This is a genomic window from Mesorhizobium sp. Root157, from assembly GCF_001427385.1.
Classification (GTDB): Bacteria; Pseudomonadota; Alphaproteobacteria; order Rhizobiales; family Rhizobiaceae; genus Mesorhizobium.
In genome coordinates this window covers 347,964-366,332 of sequence record NZ_LMGJ01000001.1, presented here as the reverse complement: position 1 = coordinate 366,332, position 18,369 = coordinate 347,964, and the positions used below count along the sequence as shown (strand labels likewise).

Annotated in this window: 23 protein-coding genes and 1 riboswitch; of the genes, 11 read left to right on the top strand and 12 right to left on the bottom strand. The window is 62.2% G+C overall.

The window, feature by feature from the left end:
- Positions 1 to 373 precede the first annotated feature (373 nt).
- The 3 genes from ASD64_RS01850 to ASD64_RS01840 are packed head-to-tail and all read right to left on the bottom strand — an operon-like array spanning position 374 to position 1,997.
- Entirely contained in the window at positions 374 to 757 is a 384-nt protein-coding gene (locus tag ASD64_RS01850) for a response regulator (protein WP_056100204.1), read from the bottom strand.
- Positions 758 to 808: 51 nt separating this feature from the next.
- On the bottom strand, positions 809 to 1,351 hold the full coding sequence (gene hpt, locus ASD64_RS01845; protein WP_056099759.1) for a hypoxanthine phosphoribosyltransferase: 543 nt from the start codon (positions 1,349 to 1,351) through the stop codon (positions 809 to 811).
- A gap of 28 nt (positions 1,352 to 1,379) precedes the next feature.
- Complete coding sequence (locus ASD64_RS01840) at positions 1,380 to 1,997, bottom strand: hypothetical protein (protein ID WP_244480679.1); 618 nt, start codon at positions 1,995 to 1,997, stop codon at positions 1,380 to 1,382.
- On the opposite strand from ASD64_RS01840, the gene ASD64_RS21205 reads away from it, so the two are divergent.
- The 5 genes from ASD64_RS21205 to ASD64_RS01820 all read left to right on the top strand — a co-directional run bounded on the left by ASD64_RS21205 (position 1,996) and on the right by ASD64_RS01820 (position 5,545).
- Positions 1,996 to 2,223 (top strand): hypothetical protein, encoded by a 228-nt coding sequence (locus tag ASD64_RS21205; protein ID WP_162249043.1) that lies wholly within the window; start codon positions 1,996 to 1,998, stop codon positions 2,221 to 2,223. The genes ASD64_RS01840 and ASD64_RS21205 overlap by 2 nt on opposite strands.
- Positions 2,220 to 2,879, top strand: a complete 660-nt coding sequence (ftsE, locus tag ASD64_RS01835) for a cell division ATP-binding protein FtsE (protein ID WP_056100202.1) — start codon at positions 2,220 to 2,222, stop codon at positions 2,877 to 2,879. The genes ASD64_RS21205 and ftsE overlap by 4 nt, the downstream gene beginning before the upstream one ends.
- Entirely contained in the window at positions 2,872 to 3,867 is a 996-nt protein-coding gene (locus tag ASD64_RS01830; RefSeq protein ID WP_056099753.1) for a cell division protein FtsX, read from the top strand. Before ftsE ends, ASD64_RS01830 begins: the two co-directional genes overlap by 8 nt.
- Before the next feature lie 140 nt (positions 3,868 to 4,007).
- A complete protein-coding gene (locus tag ASD64_RS01825) occupies positions 4,008 to 4,667 on the top strand; it encodes a YdcF family protein (RefSeq protein WP_244480691.1) in 660 nt (219 codons plus the stop codon).
- Positions 4,668 to 4,759: 92 nt separating this feature from the next.
- The gene (locus ASD64_RS01820; RefSeq protein ID WP_056099750.1) at positions 4,760 to 5,545 is read left to right on the top strand and encodes a lysophospholipid acyltransferase family protein; all 786 of its coding nucleotides are present in this window, start codon (positions 4,760 to 4,762) and stop codon (positions 5,543 to 5,545) included.
- 12 nt (positions 5,546 to 5,557) lie between these two features.
- Here the strand turns inward: ASD64_RS01820 and ASD64_RS01815 are convergent, their stop codons facing one another.
- On the bottom strand, positions 5,558 to 6,508 hold the full coding sequence (locus tag ASD64_RS01815) for an aldo/keto reductase (protein WP_056099747.1): 951 nt from the start codon (positions 6,506 to 6,508) through the stop codon (positions 5,558 to 5,560).
- 107 nt (positions 6,509 to 6,615) lie between these two features.
- A complete protein-coding gene (locus tag ASD64_RS01810; RefSeq protein WP_056099743.1) occupies positions 6,616 to 7,137 on the bottom strand; it encodes a gamma-glutamylcyclotransferase in 522 nt (173 codons plus the stop codon).
- Positions 7,138 to 7,237: 100 nt separating this feature from the next.
- On the opposite strand from ASD64_RS01810, the gene ASD64_RS01805 reads away from it, so the two are divergent.
- Positions 7,238 to 8,239 (top strand): DUF2125 domain-containing protein, encoded by a 1,002-nt coding sequence (locus ASD64_RS01805; protein ID WP_056099739.1) that lies wholly within the window; start codon positions 7,238 to 7,240, stop codon positions 8,237 to 8,239.
- Positions 8,240 to 8,248: 9 nt separating this feature from the next.
- On the opposite strand, the gene ASD64_RS01800 is transcribed toward ASD64_RS01805, so the two are convergent.
- Positions 8,249 to 9,184, bottom strand: coding sequence for a prephenate/arogenate dehydrogenase family protein (locus ASD64_RS01800; protein WP_200957775.1), 936 nt, complete (start codon positions 9,182 to 9,184; stop codon positions 8,249 to 8,251).
- A gap of 4 nt (positions 9,185 to 9,188) precedes the next feature.
- Positions 9,189 to 10,298, bottom strand: coding sequence for a histidinol-phosphate transaminase (hisC, locus tag ASD64_RS01795; RefSeq protein WP_056099736.1), 1,110 nt, complete (start codon positions 10,296 to 10,298; stop codon positions 9,189 to 9,191).
- A 145-nt stretch (positions 10,299 to 10,443) separates the two neighbouring features.
- Positions 10,444 to 10,523, top strand: a riboswitch (SAM riboswitch).
- A 52-nt stretch (positions 10,524 to 10,575) separates the two neighbouring features.
- Between hisC and metA the strand changes: the two genes are divergently transcribed.
- On the top strand, positions 10,576 to 11,514 hold the full coding sequence (gene metA, locus ASD64_RS01790; protein ID WP_056100194.1) for a homoserine O-acetyltransferase MetA: 939 nt from the start codon (positions 10,576 to 10,578) through the stop codon (positions 11,512 to 11,514).
- Positions 11,515 to 11,546: 32 nt separating this feature from the next.
- On the opposite strand, the gene ASD64_RS01785 is transcribed toward metA, so the two are convergent.
- Positions 11,547 to 12,305, bottom strand: coding sequence for a class I SAM-dependent methyltransferase (locus ASD64_RS01785; RefSeq protein ID WP_056099734.1), 759 nt, complete (start codon positions 12,303 to 12,305; stop codon positions 11,547 to 11,549).
- A gap of 144 nt (positions 12,306 to 12,449) precedes the next feature.
- On the opposite strand from ASD64_RS01785, the gene gloB reads away from it, so the two are divergent.
- Both gloB and ASD64_RS01775 read left to right on the top strand, forming a co-directional pair.
- Positions 12,450 to 13,217 carry a hydroxyacylglutathione hydrolase gene (gloB, locus tag ASD64_RS01780; protein WP_056099732.1) on the top strand — a complete coding sequence of 256 codons (768 nt, stop codon included), beginning with the start codon at positions 12,450 to 12,452 and terminating at the stop codon, positions 13,215 to 13,217.
- 19 nt (positions 13,218 to 13,236) lie between these two features.
- Complete coding sequence (locus ASD64_RS01775) at positions 13,237 to 13,656, top strand: cupin domain-containing protein (RefSeq protein WP_056099729.1); 420 nt, start codon at positions 13,237 to 13,239, stop codon at positions 13,654 to 13,656.
- On the opposite strand, the gene ASD64_RS01770 is transcribed toward ASD64_RS01775, so the two are convergent.
- From ASD64_RS01770 to ASD64_RS01760, 3 genes are read right to left on the bottom strand one after another with little or no spacing between them, the layout of a single operon-like run.
- Positions 13,653 to 14,318, bottom strand: coding sequence for a lysoplasmalogenase family protein (locus ASD64_RS01770; protein ID WP_056099726.1), 666 nt, complete (start codon positions 14,316 to 14,318; stop codon positions 13,653 to 13,655). The two genes, ASD64_RS01775 and ASD64_RS01770, sit on opposite strands and share 4 nt — an antisense overlap.
- The gene (locus tag ASD64_RS01765; protein ID WP_056099724.1) at positions 14,315 to 15,208 is read right to left on the bottom strand and encodes a DMT family transporter; all 894 of its coding nucleotides are present in this window, start codon (positions 15,206 to 15,208) and stop codon (positions 14,315 to 14,317) included. Before ASD64_RS01765 ends, ASD64_RS01770 begins: the two co-directional genes overlap by 4 nt.
- A 26-nt stretch (positions 15,209 to 15,234) precedes the next feature.
- Positions 15,235 to 16,020 (bottom strand): DUF3108 domain-containing protein, encoded by a 786-nt coding sequence (locus ASD64_RS01760; RefSeq protein WP_056099722.1) that lies wholly within the window; start codon positions 16,018 to 16,020, stop codon positions 15,235 to 15,237.
- Between the two features lie 245 nt (positions 16,021 to 16,265).
- Here ASD64_RS01760 and rpmB point away from each other — a divergent pair, with 245 nt between their 5' ends.
- Both rpmB and ASD64_RS01750 read left to right on the top strand, forming a co-directional pair.
- On the top strand, positions 16,266 to 16,562 hold the full coding sequence (gene rpmB / locus ASD64_RS01755) for a 50S ribosomal protein L28 (RefSeq protein ID WP_056099720.1): 297 nt from the start codon (positions 16,266 to 16,268) through the stop codon (positions 16,560 to 16,562).
- 90 nt (positions 16,563 to 16,652) lie between these two features.
- On the top strand, positions 16,653 to 17,330 hold the full coding sequence (locus tag ASD64_RS01750; RefSeq protein WP_056099717.1) for a queuosine precursor transporter: 678 nt from the start codon (positions 16,653 to 16,655) through the stop codon (positions 17,328 to 17,330).
- A 27-nt stretch (positions 17,331 to 17,357) separates the two neighbouring features.
- Here the strand turns inward: ASD64_RS01750 and ASD64_RS01745 are convergent, their stop codons facing one another.
- The gene (locus ASD64_RS01745; protein ID WP_056099714.1) at positions 17,358 to 17,732 is read right to left on the bottom strand and encodes a VOC family protein; all 375 of its coding nucleotides are present in this window, start codon (positions 17,730 to 17,732) and stop codon (positions 17,358 to 17,360) included.
- Between the last annotated feature and the right edge of the window lie 637 nt (positions 17,733 to 18,369).

Genomic DNA, 18,369 nt, shown 5'->3' with positions numbered 1-18,369 from the left:
TAAATTACTAAACGAGCGTCCGAACGGCCGCCCGTCTTCCCGACCTCTCATCGAGGTCAGTTCTTTGACAATGGCCAGACGGCGAAGCTGGGCGTGGCAATGAAGAAGTGCAACCATCTCTTCGTCATCCTAGGGCGGAGCAGGCCGAAGGCCGTCGCGCAGACCCTGGGATCCATGCCGTGACGGGCCGGCAGCGCGGTACGGTGCAGAACATCCCTCGTACTGTTCCGCCGTCCAACTCCCAAGCGTTACGGCATGGATCCTCGGGTCGCGCCTTTCGCTCCGCTCGTGCTTGCCCGAGGATGACGAAAGGAAAAAAGCGAGGCAAAAACACCCAGACGGCAAAAGCCGGGCGTGGCAACAGGTGATGCGGTCAGGCGGCGTTGCTGATCGGGCAGGAAAGCGCCGCTTCGACCCGGCTGCGGATTTCCGCCAGGGTAAAGGGCTTCTGGACGACGTCGAGGATGATGCCGTCCAGTTCCTCCGCCCGTTCGCGCTGCTCGGCATAGCCGGTCATCAGCATGATCCGCATCGCGGGGAAGAGGCGCGCCGCGGCCTTGGCCATATCGATGCCGTCCATTTCCGGCATGCGGATATCGGAGACGACAAGGTCGTAGCGACCGCTTGCGGCGTCAATCAGATCCAGACCCTGCGCGCCGTCGGCGGCAACATCGATCTGGTGGCCGGCGCGCTCCAGCGTGCGACCCACGAACATGCGGACGGACTCATCGTCCTCGACAATCAGAAGCTTGGCCATGCGCCGATATTTGGCGACCAAAAGTTGACGTTTCCTGAATTTGCCAAAAGTTCAGGCGTCGCCCCGCACGATGCCGACAAATGGCAGTTCGCGGAAAGCGTGCGCGACATCCATGCCGTAGCCGACGACGAAATAGTCCGGGCAATCGAATCCGACATAGTCGGCGTTCAGCGTCGTCTGGCGGCGCATGCGCTTGTCGAGCAGGACGGCGATGGAGCAGCTTTTCGCTCCGCGCGACAGCATCAGTTCGCGCGTGAACTTCAGCGTCTTGCCCGATTCCAGAATGTCGTCGATCAACAGCACGTCGCGCCCGGCGACCTCGTTGTCGATGTCGCGCAGAACCCGGACCTCGCCGCTCGTCGTGCCGGCGCCGTAGCTCGAAATGAAGATGAACTCGACTTCCGGCGACAGGCCGGCGTCGTGCATGGCCCGGATCAGGTCGGCGGCGAAGATGAACGAGCCCTTCAGCACCGAAATAACCAGAAGGTCGTTGTATTCCCTGCCGGCGATTTCCTTGGCGAGTTCCAGATTGCGGCGCGCAATTGCTGACGCCGAAAACAGGACCTCGATCTCCTTGCCGCGCACGACTGGCATTTTTGCGATACTCCCGGAAATGACTTCGCTATCCGGCGAAGGCGACCGACACGGTCTTCACGCCGTTTCTAGGCACCTCGACGCGGCTGGAAAAGGCGAATCTTTCACCCGGAGCCAGGGCGCGGTCCGATGTCCCCAACCTGTAGCGCGTAATGCTGCCGTCATTGCCCGTCACACTGATCTCCAGAGGGGGTAGCGGCGCGGCAGAGGTCCCGTCGTTGCCGGCTTCGCCGTCGACGAACAGCACCGGGTGCTCGCCCGATTCATCGACATGCGAGGTCACGGCGGAAATGCTGAGCATGGAGCGCGAACCGCCTTCCGCCGCCAGGGCCATGTGGCTTACCAGCGCATGTCCACCGGCGATCCAGAAGGCGGCCGAGGCAAGGCCGATGCCGGCAGCCCAGAAGGCCGGGCCGCCTCGTTCGGTGAACGGTCGGGCCGGCTTGGCCTCTGCCTTGCGCAGCATACCCATGCCATCGGGCAAAGGTGGCCCGTCAGGTGCAGCGCCAGGCTGCGCTGATCCCCGGTCGTCTCCCGATGGAAAGCGCGGCAGTGTCACAAACTCGGCATCGACAATGTCGTCCGACACCATCGCTTCCAGCCGTGCCGCGGCGCCTGCGTCAGGGCGAGCCTTCGGGTCGGTCATGATTTCGCCGGAAACCGGTCGTGCCTTTAGCTGGTCAGCCATGCTGGCCCCTGTTCGCCTTCTGTTTCTCTTTGGTAAGCAAAATTGGTTAACGCTTCACGACTGGAGCCGTTTTGAAGACCTTGAAGTGCCAGAATTTAACCAGTGGTTAACCATGCCGGCTGATGGTCCCTTCAAGGAAAAAGGCGCTTGTCCGCCGTTTCAACTTTCAGGTCGTTCAACGTGATCCGTTTCGAAAATGTCGGTCTGCGCTATGGCATGGGTCCGGAGATTCTCCGCGACATTTCCCTGCACATTCCGCCGCGCTCCTTCCAGTTCCTGAGCGGTCCCTCCGGGGCTGGCAAGACGACGCTCCTGCGGCTTCTGTTCATGTCGCTCAAGCCGACCCGCGGCCTCATCACCATGTTCGGCAAGGACCGCACCCGCATCTCACGCACGGAACTGCCGCTTCTGCGCCGCCGCATCGGCGTGGTATTCCAGGATTTCCGCCTGCTCGACCACATGACCACATATGAGAACGTGGCGCTGCCGCTGCGCGTGCGCGGCCGCGAGGAATCGAGCTACCGCACCGATGTGATGGAACTGTTGAAATGGGTCGGGCTTGGCGAACGCATGCATGTGCTGCCGCCAGTGCTGTCGGGCGGCGAAAAGCAGCGCACGGCCATCGCCCGCGCCCTGATCGAACAGCCTGAAATCCTTTTGGCGGACGAGCCGACCGGCAATGTCGATCCGCAACTCGCCCGGCGCCTTCTCAGATTGTTCATCGAACTGAATCGGCTCGGAACTGCAGTCGTCATCGCCACGCACGACCTTGCCCTGATGGAGCAGGTCGATGCCCGCCGGCTCATTTTGACCAATGGAAGGCTGGACGTCTATGACTGATCAATTCGACGATCGGCACGACGATGGAGCGGACGGCCTGCAACAAGCCGAGCCGCGTCAACGCGCGCCGCGCAGGACCGCCCCGATCGTGCCGGCACAAAACGTCGTCGGCAGGGCGCTGGTCGTCGTCATCGCCATCATGACGTTTCTGTCCTGTGTCACCTTTGGGGCCGTGACCCTCGTGCGCGACACGGCATCGGTCTGGGAAAACCAGATTTCGACGGAAGCGACCATCCAGATCAAGCCGGCCGACGGGCTGGATATGGAAGCGGCTTTGGCCACGGCTGCCGGCATTGCCGGAGAGTTTCCCGGCGTGAAGGCGACCAGGATCATCGACCGCACCGCGACCGCGCGCCTGCTCGAACCGTGGCTTGGCTCCGCTCTCGACATCGACCAGTTGCCGGTCCCGCGCCTGATCGTCGTTACCATAGACCAGGCTAATCCGCCGGATTTCGACGCTATCCGCGCAGCATTCTCGCCGAAATTGCCAACTGCCTCGCTCGATGATCACCGCACCTGGGTCGACCGGCTGGTGGCGATGGCGCGCACGACCGTGACCATCGGCATCGCCGTGCTGGCGCTGATGCTTTCGGCCACCGTCATGACCGTGGTGTTCGCTACCCGTGGCGCCATGGCCGGCAACGGCCACATCATCGAAGTGCTGCATTTCGTCGGTGCGGAGGCGCGTTTCATCGCACGGCAGTTCCACAAGCAGTTTCTTCTGACCGGCATGAAGGGAGCTGCAATCGGAGGGGTTGGCGCGGTCGTCGTGTTCATCGTCTTTTCATGGTGGTCGTCACGCAATGTGGCGACCCCGCAAGGCGACCAGGCTGCTGCGCTGTTCGGCAATTTCGCCATAGGTTCGGCCGGATATCTCGGGGTGATCCTGATGGTCATTGTCATCGGTGCGCTGACGGCGGCGACCTCGCATGCGACGGTGATCGCCTATCTGAACGAGATCGATGACCGCCAGACGGATATCGCGTGATGGTTCACGGACAAAGACGATGTGTAATACAATGTGCTCGGCCTACTCACCCAACTATGTAAATCACGGTTTACCATGACATGATGGACGGGAAGGAAGTGAACGGAACGGCCGAGATGGTGACAGCGCCGCGCGCGGCAATGCGTGCGCCCCGGCGCATATGGTCCGTCCTGCGCATCTCAGCCTTCCTGGTCATCGCCGCCGCCACGCTATTTTTCGGTGGTTTCGGTTGGTTTTCCAGCCATGTCAGCCGTCTTTCCACGCCTTCCGACCCACAAAAGGCGGATGCCATCATTGTGCTTACCGGCGGTCAGTCGCGCCTTGATGCGGCAATGGACCTGCTCGAATCAGGCAAGGGCGCGCGGCTTCTGATCAGCGGCGTGCATCCGGCTGCCAGCCGGCGGCAACTGCAATTGGCCACCGGCGGCGACAAGCAGCTTTTTTCCTGCTGTGTCGATATCGACCGCGCCGCCCTCGATACGATCGGCAATGCGGAAGAAAGCGCCAAATGGGTCGAGCGCCACGCCTATGGAAGTGTGATCCTTGTGACAAACAACTACCACATGCCGCGCAGTCTACTGGAAATGGGCCGGCTGTTGCACGACGCCAAGCTGGAGCCTTACCCGGTTGTCAATTCCAGGCTCGACGACGGCAGTTGGCTGACCAAGCCGCAAGCCCTGCGCGTGCTGTTCACCGAGTACAACAAGTACCTGCTGGCACTGGCGCGCGCGGTGGTGCCGATGCGTCCCACGCATGACAGCAGCGTGTCGATGGCCGAAGTAACGGTAAGCGGCAACTGACAAAGTGTGGTGATCGGCCACCGTAGCCGTTTCCATTTTTCCCACGCATGGTGTAACCAAGCGCGACCTTCGTCCTCGGGCTGTCCTGGCAAATGCTCCATATCCGTTCGCTGGCATTCAACTTCGTCTTCTATGTCAGCCTGATCGCCCAGATGATCTTCTGGGCGCCGTTCTACTTTCTGTCGTCGCGCAGGCTGGCTTGGTTCGTGCCGAAATTCTGGTCGCGCTCGAGCCTGTGGCTCTACGAGAAGATGGCGCTGACGAAGAGTGACATCAGCGGACAGGAAAACCTGCCCGAAGGCTCCTTCATCCTTGCCCCGAAGCATCAGTCGTTCTGGGATGCGATTGCGTTTTTCCCCTTCCTCAAGGACCCGCTCTACATCCTCAAGCGCGAACTGACGTGGATTCCCTTTTTCGGCTGGTACGTTCTGAAGATGCGGATGATCCCGGTCCACCGTGGCAGCCGGTCCAGGGCCCTGAAGGCCGTCGTGGCGGCCACCAAGGCGGAAATGGTACGCAATCCGCGTCAGTTGATCATCTATCCCGAGGGCACGCGCCGGGCACCCGGCGACGAGCCCAACTACAAATGGGGCATCGTCGAGCTCTATTCCGACTTGGGCGTTCCGGTGGTTCCCGTTGCCCACATGGCCGGGCTTTACTGGCCACGCCGCAAATTCCTGCGGTTTCCCGGTACCATCAAGGCGCGTTTCCTCAAGCCGATACCGGCCGGGCTTGCCAAGGAAGAGTTCATGAAGCGGCTGATTTCGGAAACGGAAGCGGCCTGCGACCAGATCCTTGTCGAGGCGGCGCAGGCTCCGAACCCGCCGCCGCTGCCTCCAACTGCCGCCAACCGCCTGCGGGAACTTGGAATTCGATAGCCGCGCCTGCGCTCAAGGCGCGCTTGCAGTTTCGAGATGTTCCTTGTCGGCAACAGTCAGCTTCAGGGATGCGGCCTTGATCAGGCTGTCGACCTGGGCAAGCGAAGTGGCGCTGGCAATCGGCGCGGTGACGCCGGGCCGGGCCATGACCCAGGCAAGGGCGACTTCGGCCGGCGTGGCCGCATGGCGGCTCGCGACGACGTCGAGTGCAGCCAGGACACGCATGCCGCGCTTGTTGAGATATGACCGGATACTGCCGCCGCGCGTGCTTTTGCCAAGGTCTGACTCGGCGCGATACTTGCCGCTCAGAAAGCCCTTCGCCAGTCCGTAATAGCTGATGACGCCGATTTCGTTCGCGATGCACAGGTCGCTGAGCGGCCCGTCGAAATCGCCGCGATCATAGAGATTGTAAGCCGGCTGCAGCACTTCATAACGCGGCAGTTTGTGGTGGCTGGCCGCATCCAGCGCCGCTTTCAGCTGACCCGCGTCGAGGTTGCAAGCGCCGGCGAAGCGGATCTTGCCTTTCTCAACCAGCCGTTGATAGGCGCCGAGGGTTTCGGCATAGGGCACGGTGGGATCAGCCCAATGCGACAGATAGAGATCGATTGTCTCGACCTGCAGTCGTTTCAGCGAGGCATCGACCGCACGCTCGATATAGAGCGGCGACAGGTCGATGCGGCCCTGCCCCATATCCGAGCCGACCTTGGTAATGACCACGATGCGGTCGCGGTTGCTACGCTGCTTCATCCATCTGCCGATGATGGTTTCCGACTCACCACCGTCGTGGCCAGGCACCCAGCGAGAGTAGGAATCTGCCGTGTCGATGGCATTCATTCCGGCATCGAAGAACCGGTCGAGTAAGTCAAAGGAAGTCTTTTCATCGGCGGTCCAGCCGAACACGTTGCCGCCGAATACCAGCGGCGCGATTTCAAGGTCGGTGCGACCGAGTGGGCGCTTTTGCAAGGTCAGTCTCCATGATCAAGGCCGCGCGAAGCAGCTTGTGGCGTACCCAGCCTAAGGATTGGATCGATCGGGTCAAACACCGTTCCGGGGATCGGTATGAGGCGGCTTCACAAATGCGCGACCTGCTTCGCCACGCCCTCCAGCCAATTGTCGCGGATACCCAGCCTGTGCAGGTGTTCGACCGTGCTTTCGAGATAATCCTCGTTGCGCCCGGATTGGCCGACAGCGCCGTGTACGACGTCAGCGGCTTCGGTCTCGCTCAGCGCCCCGGCATACTGCTCATGGCTGCGGTCGGCGACATAGGCCACGACTTCGATCGGCTCGCCCGTTTCAAGGCGTGCCGTGAGACATCGTTCAAGATAGACACCGGTCACCTGTTCACGTTCACGCAGATAGCCGATCACCTCGTCACGCGCCGAACCATCGACCCGAAACGCCAGGCCGACGCAGGAACCTCCCCGGTCTAGACCCAGGACCAGACCTGGCCGTTCCCGCGTGCCGCGGTGGACGAAAGAATAGACGCAAAGCGACCGCCGGTAGCCGAACAGCCGGGCGCGCTGTGTCTCGACATGCGTGAAACCGGGCCGCCAGATCAGCGACCCGTAGCCAAAAACCCAAAAATCGCCCATATCGCCTAGCCACATTGAAAGGCACGCGGCGGTGGCCGCAAGCCGGTCAGAAAACGCCGGACAGATCCGACGCATCCCACGGGTTAACGAGAGCCGCAGCATGACGTCAAGTGAGCAAGTGAAATCAAAGCGGCGGCGTGGCCTGTTGCCTTGGCTCGTCGTTCTCCTCGTTCTGTTGTTCGGCCTCTACAGTGCGGGCTGGTTCTACATGGCCGACAAAATCAGCAGCGAGGCAAGCCAAGCCGTCGCAGCGCTGAACGCCAGGGGCATTCAGGCCGACTGCGCCAATCTTCGCGTCAGCGGCTATCCGTTGCGGCTTGCGGTCGACTGTGACGGCATGGCCTATGAGGACGATACCGGCAATGTCGCCGTCTCGGCCGGAGCGCTGACCGCTGTGACAAGCCTAGTCCGGCCGCTGTTGGCTGAAGCGACGCTTCGCGGGCCGCTGCGGACCATCGCTCCGGGCATGCCGCCGCTGTGGCTGGACTGGGACAATCTCGACGTCAGCGCCAAGCTGTTCTGGCCGTTGCCGCGCAAGGTTTCGCTGGCCGCAGATGGATTGTCCGGCCAGACGGACCCGGCAGACGACAGCGATCCGGTGCAACTGTTCAATGCGGCAACGGCGCAGGTGGATTTTCAGCCCGACGGTCGGGACCTAGTCTATGCCGGCACGTTCGAGGATCTGGAAATCGCCGCCGAGGCGCTGGATGGCCGCACCGTGCCGCCGCTCAACGGGGCTGGCGCGGCAACGCTGAAAAACGGCGTTGCCCTGCTTCGTTCACGCCCGCAAAGCCTGCGCGGCCAGGCCGTCGAAATCGCCAATCTGGAACTTTCATCCGGTGAGGCGCAGGTATCTGTCTCCGGCCCGGTAGCGGTCGATGTCGATGGCCTGATCGATGCCGATCTGCTCATCAAGCTGCGCAATCCGCAGGTGGTGGCCGCGATCCTGGCCACGGCCATTCCCGAGCAGGCAAGCAAGATCAACCAGGGTTTTGCAGCCCTTTCCATGCTCGGCAGCGAACCATCGCTGCCGCTGAAGATCGTCGAGGGCAAAGCCGTGCTGGGCTTTATTCCACTTGGCAGCATCAAGCCGATCGACTGACCCGAAAAATCAGGCCTTCGCCGGGTGCTCGACAGCCTGACGGCCGAAATCGGGTGCGTCGATTTCCTGGCCGGCCTCGATGATCGATCGGCGCACGGCGCGGGTGCGGGTGAACAGATCGAACAATTTATCGCCATCGCCCCAGCGGATCGCCCTTTGCAGCGAGGCAAGGTCCTCGGAGAACCTCGCAAGCATTTCCAGGATGGCGTCCTTGTTGTGCAGGCACACATCGCGCCACATGGTCGGATCGGAAGCGGCGAGACGGGTGAAGTCGCGGAAACCGGAAGCCGAATATTTTATGACTTCCGATTTGGTCACTGCCTCCAGATCGTCTGCTGTGCCGACGATGTTGTAGGCGATGATGTGCGGCAGGTGCGAGACGATGGCCAGCGTCATGTCGTGATGGTTCGGGTCCATCGTGTCGATATTTGCTCCGCAGCGCCGCCAGAATTCCGACAGTCTTTCCAGCGCCGCCGGATCGGTTTCCGGAAGTGGGGTGAAGATGCACCAGCGGTTCTGGAACAGGTCGGCGAAGCCGGCATCAGGGCCGGATTTCTCCGTACCCGCCAGCGGATGACCTGGAATGAAATGCACGCCTTCAGGGATGTACGGTTCCATCTGGGCGATGACGGAGGCCTTGGTCGAGCCGACGTCGGTGACGATGGCGCCCTTCTTCAGCGCCGACGAAATCTCCTTGGCCACATCTTCGGAGGCGCCGACCGGCACCGAGACGATGACCAGATCGGCGTCGTGGACGGCTTGCCCGGCATCGGTGGTGTAGCTGTTGCCGAGGCCGAGTGTTTCGGCCCGTTTCAACGTCAAGGCGCTACGCGTCGTGATGGCGATATGGCCGGCAAGTCTTTCGCGGCGGATCACCCGCGCCAGCGACGAGCCGATCAGGCCGATGCCGATCAGCGCGATTTTTTCAAATATGGGTTCGGACATAATTCTAGCTTTTCAGGAATTCGGTGAGTGCGGCGACTACGCCGCGATTGGCCTCTTCGGTTCCGACCGTCATCCGCAGCGCGTTGGGAAAACCGTAGCCGGCAACGCGCCGCAGGATATAGCCGCGGGCCGTCAGATAGGCGTCGGCCTCGGTCGCCGAATGGGCCGCCTCGTTCGGAAAATGGATCAGGACGAAATTGCCGACGCTCGGCGTGACGCGCAATCCCAGTTCGATGAACTGTTCAGTGAGCCAGGCCAGCCAGGTTTCGTTGTGAGCAATGGCGCGCTCGACATGGGCGCGGTCGCGCACCGCCGCCGTTCCGGCCGCGATCGCGGTCGCGGTGACGTTGAAAGGATCGCGCACGCGCTCGATCGCATCGACGATATGGGCGGGCGCATACATCCATCCGATACGCGCACCGCCGAGGCCGTAGACCTTGGAGAAGGTCCGGGTCATGACGACGTTCTCGGCCCCGGCAACCAATTCGACGCCGGCTTCATAGTCGTTGCGGCGCACGAATTCGGCGTAGGCAGCGTCGAGGATCAACAGCACATTCCTCGGTAGGGCCGCCTGCAGACGGCGCACTTCGTCGAATGGCACATAGGTGCCGGTCGGGTTGTTAGGATTGGCAAGGAAGACCATTTTGGTGCGCGGCGTCACGCCGGCAAGGATCGCGTCGACATCGACGCGTTCGCCTTTTTCCTTGGCAACGACCTGGGTTGCGCCCGTCGCCAGAATGCAGATCTTGTAGGCAAGGAAGCCGTGCTCGGTATAGATCGCCTCGTCACCAGGCTGAAGATAGATTCGCGACAACAGCGCCAGCGCCTCGTCCGAGCCGTTGAAGCAGACGATGTTTGCGGCGTTCAGTCCATGCACTTCGGCAATCGCCTCGCGCAGTTGCAAGGATGAGCCGTCGGGATAGAACTCAAGTCTGGCAGCGACTTCGCGCACTGCCTCGATCGCCTTGGGCGAGGGGCCAAGCGGGTTCTCGTTCGATGACAGCTTGTGCAGTTTGACGCCGGCGGGTGCTGCGCTCTTGCCTGGCACATAGGCTTCGATGTCCAATATTCCCTTGCGGGGTTGTGGACGTGCTTGATCCTGTGCCGTTGTCATCGTGCCAATTCCATAAGAGCCAGATGTTCTGGGAGATGAAGCGGAAATACAAGCCGCGGCCGGCAATGTCGAGGCCAAAGCGCTGGCCCAGCGTCGGCGCCACCATCAGGAACCGTTGACGCGGTGCATCGCCGGGCATAGATAGGAGCCGTTCCGTGGTGATTTGGCCGGTCGGCTTGCAGCCACGTTAAAGAAATCGCTAAAAATGGCCGAGGATGACGAGTTCGTTCAGACCGGCCGCGATTTCGCCGCCGGTCTTTTGTTTGGAGCTTGTGTCATGCCGATCAAGATTCCCGATCAGCTTCCCGCCCGCGAGGTGCTCGATCGCGAAGGCGTTTCCGTGATGGACGAGCGCACGGCGCTGCGCCAGGACATCCGCCCCCTGCAGATCGGGCTCCTCAATCTCATGCCGAACAAGATCCGCACCGAGACGCAGTTTGCGCGCCTGATGGGCGCCACACCGCTTCAGGTGGAACTGACACTGGTGCGCATCGGCAATCACAAGGCCAAGCACACGTCCGAGGAGCATCTGATCTCCTTCTACCAGACCTGGGAGGAAGTCCGACATCGCAAGTTCGACGGTTTCATCATCACTGGCGCGCCAATCGAGCTGCTGCCCTTCGAGGACGTGACGTACTGGAAGGAACTGACGCTCATCCTCGACTGGACCACGACGAACGTCCATTCCTCATTCTTTATCTGTTGGGGGGCGATGGCTGCTGCGTGGCACTTTCATCGCATTCCGAAAAATACGCTTGAAAAAAAGGCATTCGGGGTTTTCCGCCACCGCAACAACGCGCCTGCATCGCCTTATCTTGCGGGCTTCTCTGACGATTTCGCCATTCCCGTCTCGCGCTGGACCGAGGTACGCAAGGCCGATATTCCGACCGCCTCCGGCCTCGACGTGATGATGGAATCGGAAGTGACCGGTCCATGCCTGCTCGCCGAGGCGCCCGGCAACCGGCTCTACATGTTCAATCACATCGAATACGACTCGACGTCGCTCAAGGAAGAGTATGACCGCGATATCGCTGGCGGTGTCGAGATAGAGGTGCCGCATGGGTACTATCCCGACGACGACCCGGCCCGCCCGCCACTCAATCGCTGGCGGTCGCATGCCCACCTGCTTTTCGGCAACTGGATAAACCGGGTCTATCAGACGACGTCGTACGATCTCGAAGACGTGGGCAAAACGCCTCCGACCGCCTCATCCTGAGAAGGCTACTTCCACGCCATCGGCGCGCCGGCTTACCTGTCCATGCTTTTGCGTGTCGCCCCCAGGCCGCTCACCCCCTGTGGTGACAGGGCCGGCACGAACACGCGGCGCGATGCGCGCTGGGCCGCCGGCACGCCCTGATAGAGACGCTTTTGCGCCTCCACGACGATGACGCCTGAAAAGATCGGCCACAGCTTGCGGCCCGCACTTTCGATCATGTTGTGGAAGCGCATCGCGAAGCGCCGCCGCGACGGCGGAAAGAGCAGCGCGTCCGACCATGCCGCCGGGGTGAAGTTCGTTTCCCTGAGCAATTCGGCAAGCTGGGAGCGCGAATACGGCCTGCCTGTGCCGAAAGGCGTGTGCTCGAAGCGCGCCCATACGCCGCGCCGGTTGGGCACGACGATGACGACCCGTCCCGCAGGTGAAAGCACGCGCCAGATCTCGTTCAGCGTCTCTCGGGGGTTTTCCGCATGTTCCAGCGAATGCACCAGCAGCATGCGGTCGATGGACGCGTCGACCAGCGGCAGTTCTTCATCGAACACCAGCGCCGTTGCCGTTGGCCCATTCTGAGGCCACACAACCGCCCCTTGCGTGGCGGGCATGAAGGCGAAAACACGCTCGGAGTCGGTTCCGAATCGCTCGAGCCACGGCAAGGCGTAGCCGAGGCCGACCAGCCGTTCGTTTGGAATCTTTGCCCAGATCGACGACAGCGCCATCGTTATCGAGCGCTCGGCAAGACGCCCGAGAGGCGAAGCGTAGAAAGAGCGCAGGTCGACAATGTCGGAATGCATGGAAAACCTTGGCGTGGCCGCGGGCGAAGTTGTGGAACGGTAGCGATGATGCGTTGCGAGTTCAACCAAGCCCACCCGATCGAGGGGGTGACATGGAAGGACGCGCACCCTATGTCTGCGGCGTCAAGGACAGGAGTATTGTATATGGCTATCGAGATCGAACAGTTCATGTGCCGCGAGGACAATTTCGGTATTCTGCTGCGCGACCGCGATACCGGCGAGGCGGCTCTGATCGATGCACCCGAAGAAGCGCCCATCCTTGCCGCCATCGAGCGCACTGGATGGAAGCCGACCACCCTTTTCATCACTCATCATCACGTCGACCACGTCGAAGCCAACCTTGCCTTGAAGGAGCGCTTCAAGCTGCGCATCGTCGGCCCTGAGGCCGAGAAGGCGAAGATCCCCGGCATCGACGACACCGTCGAAGGCGGGTCGGTCATCCCGTTCGGCGGGGAGAAGATCGAGGTCATCTTTACGCCGGGTCATACGGCAGGCCACATCACCTATCATCTACCCAAGGCCAAGGTCGCGTTTGCTGCCGATACGCTGTTCGCACTCGGCTGCGGCAGGCTGCTTGAATGCCCGCCGCCGATAATGTTCGAATCGCTGAAGAAACTGGCCGTGCTGCCGGCCGATACGGCCGTCTATTGCGGGCATGAGTACACGCTTTCCAATGCCCGCTTCGCGCTCACCATCGATCCTACCAATGAGGCGTTGCAGGTGCGGGTGAAAAAGATCGAGGCGCTGCGGGCTGAAGGCAAGGCGACGCTGCCGACAACGATTGGCGAGGAATTGGCCACCAATCCCTTCCTGCGCTGGGCCGATCCGGCGATCCGTAAGAATCTCGGCATGGAAAATGCAGCGGATGTCGATGTGTTCGCCGAAATCCGCAAGCGCAAGGACAATTTCTAAGCCGGAGGCCGGCTTGGCGATGACTCCGGCCGAAATCATAGCAGCGCTCGGCATGCGGCCGCACCCGGAGGGCGGCTGGTATGTCGAGACGTTTCGCGATGCCCCGTATGGCGGGCGGGGCCGCTCGACGGCGATCTACTTCCTGCTTGAACGCGGTCAGGTTTCGGCCTGGCACCGGGTCAAGGATGCCGCCGAGGTCTGGCATTTCTACGCCGGCGCGTCGCTGATCCTGTCGATGTGCGCCGATGAGAGCAAGGTGAGCGAGCATCGGCTTGGCCCAGACATTCTTGCCGGTGAGCGCCCGCAATTGCTGGTGCCGGCCGGCTGGTGGCAGACGGCGCGAAGTGCAGGCGACTGGACGCTGGTTGGCTGCACCGTCGCGCCCGGTTTCGACTTTGCCCAGTTCGAAATGGCTGAACCGGGCCGGGAACCCTGCTAACCCAGAAGAGCGCCCAAGGTGATGGCAAGGTGGCCGGTATAGCGGAGCACCCAGGCTGCAAAAGGCCACAATGCACGTTGCGATGAAGGTTCCGACGCGGGCAGCCTCGCCGCGAGAATCGCCGCGGCGGACCCCGTCAGTAGCAAGACGCCGGCAACGATTTTTGGAGTGGTCATCAAGGCCGAAAGCGCCATCAGCAGCAACGCCAGTGTGTAGGCCAAGGCCGGCAAGCGCCGGCGGCGGCCAAGTTGTCCCCACGACCGCGCCAGGATTGCGGCGGCAAGTGCGATCATCGCGGCAGCGAGCGCCAGCCGCCAAGGGTCCGAAAACAAGAGACCTGCCGTTCCGTAGGTGACGAAGAGCAGGCCGAAAGCGAGAAAGGCGGCAATGCCCGCCACGAAGCCTGCGACGTCAGTCCTTGCGTTGGGCTGCGACGACAAGGCATCGGAAGCGGCGCTCAGCCCCAGCGCGCCGGCCAGCAGCAGCGGCGCGTCCTGTTCGAAGGCAAGCACGGCCAGCAAGCCGATGGCCAGCGTCTTGACGGCGGAGCGTCGCAGCGAGGACGGCAGGGAAAGGCTGAACGCATAGCCGATCGCGGCCACGACCGAAAAGATCAGCGTGGCATTGGCAAGCGTTTCGATGCCTCCCGGAAATGGCATCATGCTTCAGCGCCACTGGCGACATCGGCACGCTTGCCGAACAGCAGCGACTTTGCCGCCAGTACGGCGCCGCCGGTTATGAGCAGGCAGGCGGCGAGGATGCGCAGGCTGGGCTCGGCGAAGCCGGCGGCGATCAGCACCAGCGTCGACAACAGCGGCGCGGCATAACTCGCCGCGCCCAGCACCTGGATGTTGCCCCGCTTGACGCCGATGTCCCAGGCATAGAAGGCCGCCCCGACCGGCATCAGGCCAAGACCGAGTACCGCCATCCATTGACTGGTGTTGGTCGGCAGCACGGTTTCCTCCAGCGCGAAATGACAGGCCAGCGACAGGATTGCGGTTGCCGCGCAGAACCAGGTGACGACAGTGGTGGGGATCGAGGCAAAGCGCCTCGACAACAGCGAATAGGCCGACCAGACTACGGCGCAGACGGCGGCCATGGCATAGCCGAAGGCATAGCGCGCGTCGAAAGCGAGGCCTGCCCCCTTGGTGACGATCAGGAAGGTGCCGGCAAGGCCGAGCGATGCACCGACGATATGGTTCCATGCCAGCCTTTCGCCCGGCATCAGCGAGGAGCCCAGAACGATCAGCAACGGCCACATATAGGCGATCAGGCTGGCTTCCACCGCCGGGGCATTGCGCAGCGCGGTGAAATAGAAAAAGTGATAGCCGAACAGGCCGGCGATGCCGATGAGCCACACCTGCGGCGGAATCTTTTCCGTCACGGCCGGCTTCTGCATGGCGAGACGGGCCACAAGGCCGACGCAGGTGCCGATGGTGAAGGTGATGGCCGAGAGCAAGAACGGCGGCACCTGACCGGAAGCGTCGGTCAAAAGCGCCAGCAGCGCCCACATGGCGACCGCCGAAAATCCGATCAGTGTTGCGCGCGCCATGACCCTGTCCCGGTGGCGCATCGCGCCTAGTTGGTTGTTTCGAAGCGCCGTGCGCGAACGGTGATGGTGCCGATCTCCGTTCCGACGGTCGCGTGGATGGGCGCATATACTCCGGTTTGGCCAAGCGGGGCAAACGTCACCATGATGCGGCTGCGCTTCTTCAGATAGTCCAGCGCGCGCTTGCCTTGCCGGTAGCCCGACACCGGTTCGAAGCCCATGCGGCAGGTGACCGTCGGACCTTCGTAGCCTTCGACCGAAATCTTATCCTTCCTGACGAAGATCAGTTTCAGGTCGGCGCGCATTTCGCCGTCATACATGGCGACGGTGCGGCCGCAGACCTCGTCGAGGCTTTGCGCCCTCACGACCGTGGCGGCGATCGGGTCAAGCGCGCTTTTCAGGTCGCCGGTATCGAGCGCGACCCAATCCTTGCCGCGCTTCTTGGGCGGCGGCACGACCCTGGTCGAGGCGACGGTGCCGTAGGCGAAACGGATATCGACCAGCGATGCCTTCTTGCCGGATGTGTAGTCGGCGCGGAACGTGCGCGGCTGAAGGCCGCTGCGGGCGAGCCGTCCGGATGCGACGATGGTGCCGCGTGTATCGTCGAAGATCTGCGCCAGCCCGGCGCTGGCGACGGAACCGTCGATGCGATAGGTCGCCCCATCATAGCGGCTTTGGAAGGCCGCCCGAGCGATGGGCAGGCCGAGGAACGACACCGTGTATTCGCCCCGGAACGATTGCTGGGCGGCGGCCGAGCCGGGGGCGGGCAAAGCTGTGGCAAGCGCGGCGAGGCAAAGGGCTAGCGGGCGATGCATGGCGTGGGTCTATCCTGCACTGATCTTGCGGATCGCTCCGGCATTCGATGTCGCTTGGCTCTTGCATATAGGCTGGATTCCGGCCTTTGTGTGAAGCGGCCGCGCCAGGCCCAGGCAAGCTTGCGCTTGACGCCTTGCCGAAATGACACTAAGGAACGCCAACTTTCCATCAGGCCGCTTGCTGGAAACCGCGTGCCATGCGCGGGCAGCGAGATTTGGCCAGACCGAGAACCTGAAGGTGCATCATGTCCCGCGCTTGCGAACTTACCGGCAAAGCCGTCCTGACTGGCAATAACGTCAGCCACGCCAACAACAAGTCCCGTCGCCGCTTCCTGCCCAATCTGGTCAACGTCACGCTGATCTCGGAAGCGCTGAACCAGAATGTGCGCCTGCGCATCTCCGCCGCCGCCCTGCGTACGGTCGAGCATCGCGGTGGTCTCGACGCCTTCCTCGCCAAGGCCGACACCGACGAACTGTCGCAGCGTGCGCGCCTGCTGAAGAAGCAGATCGCCAAGAAGACCGCTGAACAGCCGGCAGCCTAAGCAAATTCCAAGGCGGGGGACGACCGCCTCCCACGGACCGTCGTTCTTGTCGACCGATGTTCCACTGGTTCCATTACCCAGGATAAAAAAATGAGTTTCCTCATGCGTTATCTGCCTTTCGTGGCCGCCATGGCACTTGTCGTGGTGGCATCCAACATCTTCGTGCAATTCCCCCTGCAAGGCGAGATCGCCGGGCTGGCGCTGGGCGACGTGCTGACCTGGGGCGCCTTCACCTATCCGTTCTCCTTCCTTGTCACCGACCTTGCCAACCGCCGCTACGGTCCGGCAGTGGCGCGGCGCATCGTCTTCGTCGGCTTCATGACGGCGGTCGTCTGCTCGATCGTCATTCCGCCATTGCTGTTCAAGCTCGGCCTGATCGAATTCGACACGGCGACGGCGCGGCTGGCACGCATCGCCTGCGCCTCCGGTGCGGCGTTCCTGTCGGCACAACTGCTCGATGTCACGGTCTTCAACTGGCTGCGCCGGCAGAGCTGGTGGCGGGCGCCGATCTTCGGCACGCTGGCCGGCTCGGTGGTCGATACGGCGATGTTCTTCTCGATCGCCTTTGCCGCCGCCTTCGCCTTCGTCGGACCCGATGACGGCTTTGCGCTTGAGGCCGCTCCGCTGATGGGCGTCTTCACGGCCGAAACGGCGCGCTGGGTCTCGTGGGCGCTGGGCGACCTGACTGTCAAGCTCGCCATTGCCTTGTTCGCGCTCATCCCCTACCGGCTGATCGCGGCGCGCTGGAGCCAGCCGGTTACCGCCTGACCCTTTACAACAGGCCGACGCAAGCGGCTACATGTTGTTGAGGTGAAGGATGTTGCCGTCCGGATCCTTGAACCACACCATCTTCATGTCGCCGCTGACGTGGATGTCGCCCTTGAGGTCGCCCATCCCGTCATAATGCTCGAAGGCGACGCCCTTGGCCTTGAGCGCCGCAGTGATCGCTTCGATGTCGTTGCCGACGTCCCAGACAACCGCATTGGCCTGGTTGGTGCCGGCGAATTCGGAGCGATAGACGATGAGGAAGGTCGCTCCGGTGCGCAGGACCAGCACTTCGCCCATGCTGTCGTCCTCCAGTTCGAGGCCCAGCGTGTCGAAGTAAAAGGTCCGTGCCCTGGCAATGTCGCTGACTGCGGCGATGGCGGATGAAGATTTGTCCTTGAGCATGACATTTCCTTTCCATTGGCTTTGGTCCTGAACGCGGCTGCGCTCGGTCGGTTGCTGCCTTTCCTGTGCAAAGGACGTTTGGATGCAGGCCGATGCTACAGCGCCGATGAGGGATGCTTCGTCGTGCCACTTAGGGAGTGATAAGGACACATAGCTTTTTCCCTTCGTCATCCTCGGGCAAGCCTGAGCGCAGCGAAAGGTGCGATCCGAGGATCCATGCCGTAACGCTTGGGAGTTGTACGGCGGAACAGAACGAGGGGTGTTTTCTGCACCGTACCGCGCTGCCGCTCCGTCACGGCATGGATCCCAGGGTCTGCGCGACGGCCTTCGGCCTGCTCCGCCCTAGGGTGACGAAGATGTGATGGCGCATCTATTCATTGCCACGCTGCCTTTTCGGCCCTGGGAATCTTCTGCCCCGCCTTTAAGCTCGCTCGCTGCGCTCGTCGCTGGCGGGGACCCCGGATGGCCAGACGGCCGGCCAAGGTCATACTTATTCATCGCCACGCCCGGCTTTGCCGTCTGGCCATTGTCAAAGAACGGACCTCGATTGAGAGGTCGGGAAGACGGGCGGCCGTTCGGACGCTCGTTTAGTAAGTAATGCGACCTTGCGGCCACCCGTCCGGTGGTCTTGCCTCAC